Source organism: Cupriavidus sp. 207A1, from assembly GCF_057798955.1.
In genome coordinates, this window is sequence record NZ_JBYOJO010000022.1 from 94,461 (window position 1) to 104,332 (window position 9,872).

Annotated in this window: 9 protein-coding genes and 1 tRNA gene; 7 read left to right on the forward strand and 3 right to left on the reverse strand. The window is 68.4% G+C overall.

Translation table 11 applies throughout. From position 1 onward, the window contains the following. Positions 1-8 precede the first annotated feature (8 nt). A complete protein-coding gene (locus AC3FMM_RS29380) occupies positions 9-956 on the reverse strand; it encodes a LysR family transcriptional regulator (protein ID WP_115707899.1) in 948 nt (315 codons plus the stop codon). Between the two features lie 104 nt (positions 957-1,060). On the opposite strand from AC3FMM_RS29380, the gene AC3FMM_RS29385 reads away from it, so the two are divergent. The 4 genes from AC3FMM_RS29385 (at position 1,061) to AC3FMM_RS29400 (ending at position 3,769) form a co-directional block, all read left to right on the forward strand. Continuing rightward, positions 1,061-2,053: a Bug family tripartite tricarboxylate transporter substrate binding protein gene (locus AC3FMM_RS29385; RefSeq protein WP_115707901.1), complete on the forward strand. Its 993-nt coding sequence runs from the start codon at positions 1,061-1,063 to the stop codon at positions 2,051-2,053. A 305-nt stretch (positions 2,054-2,358) separates the two neighbouring features. After that, on the forward strand, positions 2,359-2,838 hold the full coding sequence (gene bfr / locus AC3FMM_RS29390; RefSeq protein ID WP_115707903.1) for a bacterioferritin: 480 nt from the start codon (positions 2,359-2,361) through the stop codon (positions 2,836-2,838). Between the two features lie 96 nt (positions 2,839-2,934). Then, positions 2,935-3,009, forward strand: a tRNA-Cys gene (locus AC3FMM_RS29395). Positions 3,010-3,325: 316 nt separating this feature from the next. Further along, on the forward strand, positions 3,326-3,769 hold the full coding sequence (locus AC3FMM_RS29400) for a GNAT family N-acetyltransferase (protein ID WP_115707905.1): 444 nt from the start codon (positions 3,326-3,328) through the stop codon (positions 3,767-3,769). 48 nt (positions 3,770-3,817) lie between these two features. Here AC3FMM_RS29400 and dmeF read toward each other — a convergent pair whose 3' ends face one another. Further along, a complete protein-coding gene (dmeF, locus tag AC3FMM_RS29405) occupies positions 3,818-4,777 on the reverse strand; it encodes a CDF family Co(II)/Ni(II) efflux transporter DmeF (protein ID WP_488687902.1) in 960 nt (319 codons plus the stop codon). 167 nt (positions 4,778-4,944) lie between these two features. Here dmeF and AC3FMM_RS29410 point away from each other — a divergent pair, with 167 nt between their 5' ends. After that, positions 4,945-5,157: a hypothetical protein gene (locus tag AC3FMM_RS29410; protein WP_488687904.1), complete on the forward strand. Its 213-nt coding sequence runs from the start codon at positions 4,945-4,947 to the stop codon at positions 5,155-5,157. Positions 5,158-5,184: 27 nt separating this feature from the next. On the opposite strand, the gene AC3FMM_RS29415 is transcribed toward AC3FMM_RS29410, so the two are convergent. Then, positions 5,185-6,645 (reverse strand): aminotransferase-like domain-containing protein, encoded by a 1,461-nt coding sequence (locus AC3FMM_RS29415; protein ID WP_116313217.1) that lies wholly within the window; start codon positions 6,643-6,645, stop codon positions 5,185-5,187. A gap of 324 nt (positions 6,646-6,969) precedes the next feature. Here AC3FMM_RS29415 and aptA point away from each other — a divergent pair, with 324 nt between their 5' ends. Together aptA and AC3FMM_RS29425 are read left to right on the forward strand one after the other, a co-directional pair. After that, positions 6,970-8,301 (forward strand): omega-aminotransferase AptA, encoded by a 1,332-nt coding sequence (gene aptA, locus AC3FMM_RS29420; RefSeq protein ID WP_115707911.1) that lies wholly within the window; start codon positions 6,970-6,972, stop codon positions 8,299-8,301. Positions 8,302-8,421: 120 nt separating this feature from the next. Then, on the forward strand, positions 8,422-9,872 hold a 1,451-nt coding region (locus tag AC3FMM_RS29425; protein ID WP_488687907.1), incomplete at its 3' end, for a CoA-acylating methylmalonate-semialdehyde dehydrogenase.

Genomic DNA, 9,872 nt, shown 5'->3' on the forward strand with positions numbered 1-9,872 from the left:
CGCCACGCCTATGGCGCCGGCCCGGAGCCGGCGCCGGTCTGCGCCACCGCTTCATGCACCAGCGCCGCGAACACACGCATGGCCGGCGACGGGGTGCGCCCGGCCAGCGTGACGATGCCGTACTGCGCCTTCAGCGCGGTGGGCGGGTGCATCGGCAGGGCCACGGCCAGGCGCTGTGCGCACGCCTCGGCCATCATCGCCACCGGCACCAGCGCCACGGCATCGACCGCCAGCAGCAGCGCGCGCAGCGCATGCATGTCGTTGCAGGTGACGGTCATCAGCCCGGGCTCGTCCTCGGGCAGCGGGCCGCTGCCGCCGCTGGCCTCGTGCAGGGCCTGGCGGAAGAAGCGCACGATATGCGGCGGCAGCCGGGTCCCGGCCACCGGGTAGGCGCGCAGGTCGGCCAGGGTGACCTGGCGCTGCCGGGTCAGCGGATGGCCGCTGCGCACGAAGAAAGCCGTTTCCAGTGCCGGCAGCCGGTCGATCTGCAAGTGCGCCAGTTCCGCCAGGCTGCGGCTTTCGCCGACAAAGATGTCGAGCTGCTCGGCTTCGAGCGAACGCCGCATCGCGGCAGTGTCGGCGGTCTCGAGGTCGATGCGCAGCCGCGGATAGCGGCGCACCAGCGCCTCCAGCACCGGGTCCAGCAGGAACGAGGCCGCGAACGGTCCGAAGCCGGCGCGGATCGTGCCGATTTCCACCTCTTCCAGCAGTTGCAGGTCGCGCCGCAGCTCGCGCTGCTCGCGCAGCATGCGGCGCGCGCGCGCCAGGGCCAGCATGCCGGCGGCGGTGGGGCGCACCTTGCCGTAGCTGCGGTCGACCAGCATGCCCAGCTCGGCTTCCAGCGCCTGGATGCTGCGTGTCAGTGCCGGCTGCGACAGGTGCAGCGCGGCCGCGGCGCGCGCGAAGCTGCCTTGTTCCACCAGCGTGACGAAGTGATGCAGCTGCCTCAAGCCCATGAAATAACCATTTATGCATCAAAAACTGAAAAATATTGCATTGGACGTAAGTTCTCAAGCCCACTAAGGTTGTCCTCCAAAACCAAAACCGATCTGGAGACAACATGAACCGACGCGCATGGCTGACGCTGGCCACTGGCGGCCTGGTCGCCGGGCTTTCGCTCGGCGCGGCCCTGCCGGCCGCGGCCCAGGCCTACCCCGCCAAGCCCATCCGCATCGTCGTGCCCTATGTGGCCGGCGGCGGCACCGACACCATCGCCCGCGCCATGGGCGAAAAGCTGAGCAAGCGGCTGGGCCAGCCGGTGGTGGTCGACAACAAGGCCGGCGCCTCCGGCATCATCGGCACCGATGCCGTGGCCAAGGCCGCGCCGGATGGCTACACGCTGCTGATGACGCTGACGCAGTCGGTGCTGACCAACCAGTTCCTGTTCCAGAAGCTGCCTTACGACCCGCGCAAGGACCTGAGCATGATCAGCGTGCTGGCCGACGCGCAGCTGGTGCTGGTGACCCACCCGTCGGTGCCGGCGCGCACGGTGCGCGAACTGGGCGATTACGCACGCGGCCGGCCGGGCAAGCTGAGCTATGCCTCGTGGGGCGTGGGGTCGCTGTCGCACCTGAGCGGCGCCTACTACAGCAAGCTGGTGCACGGCCAGGCCACGCACGTGCCGTACAAGGGCGAGGCGCCGATGCTGCAGGACCTGCTCGGCGGCCAGGTGCAGTTTGGCTTCGCCAGCATCCTCACCGCCAGGCCCTACATCCAGAGCGGCAAGCTCAAGGCGCTGGCGGTGACCGGCACGCAGCGCAGCAGCGCGCTTCCCGACATGCCCACCTTTGCCGAGGCCGGCATGCAGGACAGCGCCTTCAAGACCGTCGGTTGGATCGGCCTGGTGGCGCCCGTGGGCGTGCCCGCACCGATCCTGGCCCGGCTCGAGAGCGAGGTGCGCGCCATCCTGCAGAGCCCCGAGATGCAGGAGCGCATGGTCGCGCTGGGGCTGCGCACGGTGGGCAGTTCGCCGGCCGAGGCGCAGGCGCTCTACGCGCGCGACTGGCCGGTGCTGAAGACGCTGGTGGCGGATTCGGGCGCGAAGCTGGACTGAACTGCAACGATGGCAACGCCCATGGCGGGCGCCGCGGCAAATACCGCGACGCCCGCTTTTTTGTTTTCATGATGCCGTGCAGGGCGCTTACGAAAACCGAATAGAAACCATTGGCATTCGCATCCGCAAGCAAGTCAGAAAATAGAGAATCCATGCGGCAAGAACGCCGCGGCGCGGGCCCGGATTGCTTGATGTCCGCTTATGCGGGACTACCATGAAGTCACGCGGCGCATTCGCCGTGGCGTCGCTGTGGTCGTGCCATCGCGACATCGCATGTCCCTGTCACAGGGGCATTGGGGGCTGCCATGAAGACTGACAAGAAGGTGATCCAGTTGCTGAACGGGCAGCTGCGGCATGAGCTCACTGCCATCAACCAGTATTTCCTGCATGCCCGCATGTATCGGCACTGGGGACTGCGCGCGCTGGGCAAGCACGAGTATGACGAATCGATCGAGGAAATGAAGCACGCCGACAAGCTGATCGAGCGCATCCTGCTGCTCGATGGCTTGCCCAACCTGCAGGACCTCGACAAGTTGCTGGTGGGCGAGAACACCGAAGAAATGCTCGGCTGCGACCTGAAGCTCGAACTGGTGTCGCAGGCCAGCTGCAAGGATGCGATCAAGTATTTCGAGTCGGTCGGCGATTATGTCTCGCGCCAGCTGGTGGTCGATATCCTCGAGGACACCGAGGAACATATCGACTGGCTCGAAGCGCAGCTGGAGCTGGTGCGCAAGGTCGGCTTGCAGAACTACATCCAGTCCGCCATGGGCGGAATCGAGGACTGAGCCGGCGCGGCGCGCCGCGCGCTCTCCTGCAAAGATTTCCATTTCCCGCTACACTGCGGCCCGCAGCACGTCGCGCCGCTCCGGCGCGATGTCAGCGGCGGGGTGGCAGAGTGGTTATGCAACGGCCTGCAAAGCCGTGTACGACGGTTCGATTCCGGATCCCCGCCTCCATCTTCCTGCCCGGGCGCATTGCGCCCGGCGCACCTGCGCAGTCGCGCGCGATCGCTCCGCTTTCCTTTTTTTCACGCGCCTGTCATCGGCCTGCGCCATGAATGCGGCGGGCTGTGCCGCACGCGCCCTGACCGGTATGCCGCAACGGTTCCGGACACGCGTTTATCCCCAATGGATCAACCGCAGCGAATCGGGTAATGTTGCCCGACAGGCCGCTGGCCTGCGTGCAACCCGTGCCGCCAGTCGGCGGCACCGCCATGTCCGGGCTTCCATGGCGTTTCCCCTCGCGAGGCAGTGTGAAAAAGAGAGGCTCCAGATGATGAAAGACCTGCGCATCCGCGTAGCCGTGCCGACGGATGCTCCCGCCGTGGGCGAGGTGCTGGATCGATGCGGGCTGCCGGTGGACGGTGTACCGCGCTTGCTCGAGCATTTCCACGTTGCCGTCCTTGGCACGCAGATCATCGGCTGCGCCGCCGGCGAGCGCTGCGGCGAGACCGTGGTGATCCGTTCCGTGGGCGTGCTGCCCGAACACCGCGACCAGGGCGTGGCCACCCACGTGGTGCGTGCCGCGCTGATGCGCGCCCGCGCCAACGGCGCACGGCGCGCCGTGCTGCTGGCGTCCAGCTGCCCCAGCTATTTCGCGCGCTACGGCTTTACGCTGGTGCCGGCCGCGAAGCTGCCGCCCGAGGTCATGTCGTCGAGCGAATTCCACCGCGCGGCGGACACGCCGCCGTTGTGCATGTGGTGCGAGCTGAGCTGATCCTCCGCAAGCCGATGGCGAGCCGCTGCGCTCGCCTCAGTGGTCCTATCAGTGATCGCCGTCGCAGCGGCTGATCTCCACCGTTACGTGCACCAGTTCCTCGTGCACCGACAGCGCCTCGCGCACGCGCTGCGGCGTCAGCGCGGCATCATGCGTGACCAGGCAGACGATGCAGGCAAAGTGCTGACGGCCCACGCGCCACACATGCAGGTCGGACACGCGGGTACTGTCGTCGCCGTGATCGAGGCCGGCCAGCACCTCGCGCACCTCGTCCACCACCGGGTGGTCCATCTCGCGGTCCAGCAGCACCGTGCCGCTCTGGCGCATCAGGCCGATGGCCCAGCGGCCGACCAGTACCGCGCCCACCAGCCCCATCACCGGATCGAGCCAGTTCCAGCCCAGCCTCCAGCCGCCGGCGAGCGCGACGATCGCCAGCACTGAGGTCGCGGCATCGGCCAGCACGTGCACATAGGCAGCGCGCAGGTTGAGGTCATGATGGTGATGGTCGTGGCTGTGATGGTGACCGTGGTCATGGCCGTGGTCGTGGCCATGCGCATGGCCGCCGAGGATCAGCGCGCAGCCGAGGTTGACCAGCAGCCCGAGCGCGGTCACGGCCATCGCTTCGCGATAGTGGATCGCCTGCGGCACGAACAGGCGCTCGACCGAGCCCGCCGCCATCAGCGCGGCAATGCCCAGCAAAAACACCGCGCTGGCGAAGCCCGCCAGCACTTCTATCTTCCAGGTGCCGAAGGCAAAGCGCCAGTCGCCGGCGTAGCGGCGCGCGGCGGCGTAGGCGAAAGCTGACAGCCCGATGGCCAGCGCGTGCGAGCTCATGTGCCAGCCATCGGCCAGCAGCGCCATCGAGTTGAACCAGAGCCCGGCGGCGATTTCCGCCACCATGGTGATGGCGGTGATCACCATCACCAGGCGCGTGCCGCGTTCGGCGGCGCGGTTGCCCGCGTCGAAGGCGTGGCTGTGGGTCCAGGCGGACAGGTCTTGGGTATGCATGGGGAACGTGCTTTGCGCTTGAAAACTCGGCGAATTGTCTGGCGCAGGGCCAGGCAGGCCCAAGGGTAGCAGAGACCAGTGCGCGTGCCGTGGCATCCCCGACGGCATCAGGGGTGGGTTTGGGTTGCGTCAGGAAACGGGGGGCGGTATCGCTGCGTGTGCCTTATATGCAACAAGATTCCCGCGAGAGACGTAAGGAATCTTTTCTTTCGCTTACATACATTCATGAATGGATGTATGATCCAGCGAAAAATTCACGTCCCCGTCATATCTTTGTTGACCGTACCGAGATGAGCTATCGCTTTATTGCCACCTGTCTTGCCGCCTGGGTAGGCGTTTGCGCCACCGCCGGCTGGCTGGTCGAGCGTCTCTGGAGCTGAGCGCCGGCCAGGCCGCCTGCCTCGGCCTCAAGCCGCCTGCCGCGTCTGCGCCAGGCTGTCAAAGAACTGCCACAACTGCGGCGCGTCGCCGGTGGCCACGTTGAAGCGGATCCACGGCGAGTCGGTTTCGTCCGGCTCGAAATACGATCCGGGCGCCAGCCAGATGCCATGCTCCAGTGCCAGCGTGGCAAGGCGGTTGCCGAGCAGCGGACCGCCGCGGCGACTGGCCAGCCACCGCGCCTGCACCGCCTCGTTCAGGCGCGCCCACGCGAACATCCCGCCTTCCGGGCGCAGCAGCACCTCCAGCCCGTGGGCCTCCATCTTTTCCGTGACGCGGTCCTGCTGCGCACGCAGCCGTTCGGACAATGCCGCCACATGGCGGCCATAGTGGCCGCTGGTCAGCACCGAATACACCAGCCGCTCCGTCACCTCCGATGAGGTCAGGCCGACGGCCATCTTGGTGCGCGCAAAGGCCTTGGCCAGGTCCGGGCTGGCGGCCAGGTAGCCGACCCGCAGCGACGGTGTGATGGTCTTGGAAAAACCGTTGACATAGACCACCTGCGACAGACCGTCCATGGCCGCCAGCATCGGCGAGCCCGCCGGCGCCAGTTCGCGGTAGATGTCGTCCTCGACCACCAGCAGCCGGTGCTGCTCGGCCAGTTGCAGCACGCGGAAGGCGTTCATGCTGGTGAGGCTGGCGCCGGTCGGGTTCTGCAGCACGGTGTTGATGAACAGCGCGCGCGGGGCGTGGGCGCGCAGCGCGTCCTCCAGCGCGTCGGTGTCCAGCCCCGCCGCCGTGCGCGGCACGCCGACCACGCGCAGCCCGGCCAGCCGCAGGATCTGCAGCAGGTTGCAGTAGCAGGGCGATTCCACCAGCACGGTATCGCCGGCACGCAGCAGCGTGCGCACCACCAGGTCCAGCGCCTGCGTCGCGCCCTGGGTCAGCACCACCTGCTGCGCCTGCAGGGGGATGCCGTACTGGCCCAGCCCCGCGGCAATGTGCTCGCGCAGCGGCGCAAAGCCGTACGGATGACCGTAGCCCGACAGCTGCGCCGCCGGCACGCGGGCCGACGCGCGCATGGCCTGGTGCAGGCCTTCCTCGTTGAGCCAGTCGCCTGGCAGCCAGCCCGCGCCGGCCTTGATCGGGACCGAATGGTCGGCAAACACGTCCGACAGCAGCCATGCGGCATTCAGCCCCGGCGCTTCCCAATGCGGCGCGCGCGCATGGCCGGCCGGCGCATGGCGGTGCGCCACGGTGTAGCCGGAGCCAGGGCGCGCGGCGAGGTAGCCGAGCGCGGTCAGCCGTCCGTAGGCCTCGGCCACGGTAAAGGTGCTGACGTGGTGGTGCTGGGCAAAGCGCCGCACCGACGGCAGCGCCGTGCCGGGACGCAGCGCGCGCTGCTCCACCAGCGCGGCGATGCCGGCGACGATCTGCTCGGTCAGGGTGTCGCCGTCGCGGCGGCTGCGGGTCAGGTTCAGGGTCAGCATCAGGCACTCGGGCAGGCGTGGACCTGTACAGTTTAGCGGCTGCCGGCCGACGCGCGGACCCAGGCATTCCGTCACGCGAAAATTGCCGCGCTGCAGCGTGCGATGCCGTGCCGCGGCATGGGCGGCGCGCGGCGAGATCGTCCGGGTGCGGTGCCGGCGTGCTACTTGCCTGTACGGTCGGGCGTGATCAAACTGTACGGTAAGGCGTGGTTGTCCGGACTGTATATTTTGTCGGCCAGTCGCCGCCGGTAGAGTGGCCCTCATTGCCGCGCCGCCAGCCGGCGCGCCGCCCCCAACCGACCCGATTTCCCCCTAGGAGGACGTATGGACGCCGCCAAGACCGTGATTCCCGATCTCGATGCGCTGTGGATGCCCTTCACCGCCAACCGCCAGTACAAGGCGGCGCCGCGCCTGCTGGCGTCGGCCAGCGGCATGTACTACACCACCCACGACGGCCGCCAGATCCTGGACGGTTGCGCCGGCCTGTGGTGCGTCGCGGCCGGCCACTGCCGCAAGGAAATCGCCGAGGCGGTGGCACGCCAGGCTGCCACGCTGGACTATGCGCCGCCGTTCCAGATGGGCCATCCGCTGTCGTTCGAGGCCGCCACCAAGTTGGCGGCGATCATGCCGCAGGGGCTGGACCGCATCTTCTTCACCAACTCGGGCTCGGAGGCGGTCGACACCGCGCTGAAGATCGCCCTGGCGTATCACCGCGCGCGCGGCGAAGGCCAGCGCACGCGCTTTATCGGCCGCGAGCGCGGCTACCACGGCGTCGGCTTCGGCGGCATGGCAGTGGGCGGCATCGGGCCGAACCGCAAGGCCTTCTCGGCCAACCTGATGCCGGGCACCGACCACCTGCCGGCCACCTTCAACCTGGCCGAGGCCGCCTTTTCCAAGGGCCAGCCGCAATGGGGCGCGCATCTGGCCGACGACCTCGAGCGCATCCTCGCGCTGCATGACCCGGCCAACGTCGCCGCGGTGATCGTCGAACCGCTGGCGGGCTCCGCCGGCGTGCTGGTGCCGCCGGTCGGCTACCTGGAAAAGCTGCGCGAGATCACCAGCCGCCACGGCATCCTGCTGATCTTCGACGAGGTCATCACCGCCTTCGGCCGCCTCGGCGCGGCCACCGCGGCCGAGCGCTTCAACGTGACGCCGGACCTGATCACCATGGCCAAGGCGATCAACAACGCCGCGGTGCCGATGGGCGCCGTCGCCGTGCGCCGCGAGGTGCATGACGCGGTGGTCAACTCGGCCGCGCCGGGCACGATCGAACTGCTGCACGGCTATACCTATTCCGGCCACCCGGTGGCCGCGGCGGCGGCGATCGCCACGCTGGACCTGTACCAGCGCGAAAACCTGTTCGGCCGCGCCGCCGAGCTGGCGCCGGTATTCGAGGCCGCGGCGCACGGCGTGCGCGGCGCGCCGCACGTGAAGGACATCCGCAACTACGGGCTGGTAGCCGGCATCGAGCTGGAGTCGCGTCCGGGCCAGCCGGGTGCGCGTGCCTACGAGGCCTTCCTCAAGTGCCTGGAGCTGGGCGTGCTGGTGCGCTACACCGGCGACATCCTGGCGTTCTCGCCGCCGCTGATCATCTCGGAAGCGCAGATCGGCGAGATGTTCGATACCGTGAAGCAGGCGCTGCAGGACATCAAGTAAGGGACATCGAGCAAGCGGCCCGCGCCGCCTCCCATTGCCGCCGGGCCCGCGGGCCCGGCCTCCCCGATTGCACGCCGGGGCGCGCCATGCGCGCGCCGCGGCCCTCGAAGGAAATCCCAAGTGAGCATCGCAGAAAACCGGCAACTGGCCGAAGTCCATCATTTCATCGGCGGCACCGTGCGCCGCGCCGGCGGTCAGCGCCAGGCGGATGTATTCAACCCCGCCACCGGCGAAGTGTCCGCACGCGTCGCGCTGGGCACCGCCCAGGACGTGGCCGATGCCGTCGCCGCCGCCCAGGCCGCCTTCCCGGCGTGGGCCGACACTCCGCCGCTGCGCCGCGCGCGCATCCTGTTCAAGTTCAAGGAACTGCTGGACCAGCACCACGACGACCTCGCCGCGCTGATCACGCGCGAGCACGGCAAGGTGTTCTCGGACGCCAAGGGCGAGGTCACGCGCGGCATCGAGGTGGTGGAGTTCGCCTGCGGCATCCCCAACCTGCTCAAGACCGATTTCACCGACAACATCGGCGGCGGCATCGACAACTGGAACCTGCGCCAGCCGCTGGGCGTGGTGGCCGGCATCACGCCGTTCAACTTCCCGGTGATGGTGCCGATGTGGATGTTCCCGGTGGCGCTGGCGTGCGGCAATACCTTCGTGCTCAAGCCGTCCGAGCGCGACCCGTCGCCGAGCCTGCTGATTGCGGATTTGCTGCGCCAGGCCGGCCTGCCCGACGGCGTGTTCAACGTGGTGCAGGGCGACAAGGAGGCGGTCGACGCGCTGCTTGCGCATCCGGACGTGCAGGCGCTGTCGTTCGTCGGCTCGACCCCGATCGCCGAGTACATCTATACGGAAGGGACCCGGCACGGCAAGCGCGTGCAGGCCCTGGGCGGCGCCAAGAACCACCTGGTGGTGATGCCCGACGCGGACCTGGACCAGGCCGTCGACGCGCTGATCGGCGCGGCCTATGGCTCGGCCGGCGAGCGCTGCATGGCGATCTCGGTGGCGGTGGCGGTCGGCGAGGTGGCCGACCAGCTGGTGCCGCGCCTGGCCGAACGCGCGCGTGCGCTGAAGATCCGCAACGGCATGGAGGCCGATGCCGAGATGGGACCGCTGGTGACCGGCGCGCACAAGGCCAAGGTCGAAGGCTATATCGCCAAGGGTGTGGCGGAAGGCGCAACCCTGGTGACCGATGGCCGCGGCCACCGCGTCGACGGGCACGAGAACGGCTTCTATGTCGGCGGCACGCTGTTCGACCATGTGACGCCGGAGATGACGATCTACAAGGAAGAGATCTTCGGCCCGGTGCTGTCGGTGGTGCGGGTGCATGACTTTGCCGAGGCGGTGGCGCTGATCAACGCGCACGAGTACGGCAACGGCGTGTCGTGCTACACCAGCGACGGCGGCATCGCGCGCGCGTTCGCGCGGCAGATCCAGGTGGGCATGGTCGGCATCAACGTGCCGATCCCGGTGCCGATGGCGTGGCATTCGTTCGGCGGCTGGAAGCGCTCGCTGTTCGGCGACCACCATGCCTATGGCGAAGAGGGCGTGCGCTTCTACACGCGCTACAAGAG

Excerpts from the sequence above, each read along its gene's own strand:
- bfr (WP_115707903.1), top strand. The coding sequence starts at position 2,359 with ATGAAGACTGACAAGAAGGTGATCCAGTTGCTGAACGGGCAGCTGCGG.
- AC3FMM_RS29385 (WP_115707901.1), top strand. The coding sequence starts at position 1,061 with ATGAACCGACGCGCATGGCTGACGCTGGCCACTGGCGGCCTGGTCGCC.
- aptA (WP_115707911.1), top strand. The coding sequence starts at position 6,970 with ATGGACGCCGCCAAGACCGTGATTCCCGATCTCGATGCGCTGTGGATG.
- AC3FMM_RS29400 (WP_115707905.1), top strand. The coding sequence starts at position 3,326 with ATGATGAAAGACCTGCGCATCCGCGTAGCCGTGCCGACGGATGCTCCC.
- AC3FMM_RS29415 (WP_116313217.1), bottom strand. The coding sequence starts at position 6,645 with ATGCTGACCCTGAACCTGACCCGCAGCCGCCGCGACGGCGACACCCTG.
- AC3FMM_RS29410 (WP_488687904.1), top strand. The coding sequence starts at position 4,945 with ATGCAACAAGATTCCCGCGAGAGACGTAAGGAATCTTTTCTTTCGCTT.
- AC3FMM_RS29380 (WP_115707899.1), bottom strand. The coding sequence starts at position 956 with ATGGGCTTGAGGCAGCTGCATCACTTCGTCACGCTGGTGGAACAAGGC.
- dmeF (WP_488687902.1), bottom strand. The coding sequence starts at position 4,777 with ATGCATACCCAAGACCTGTCCGCCTGGACCCACAGCCACGCCTTCGAC.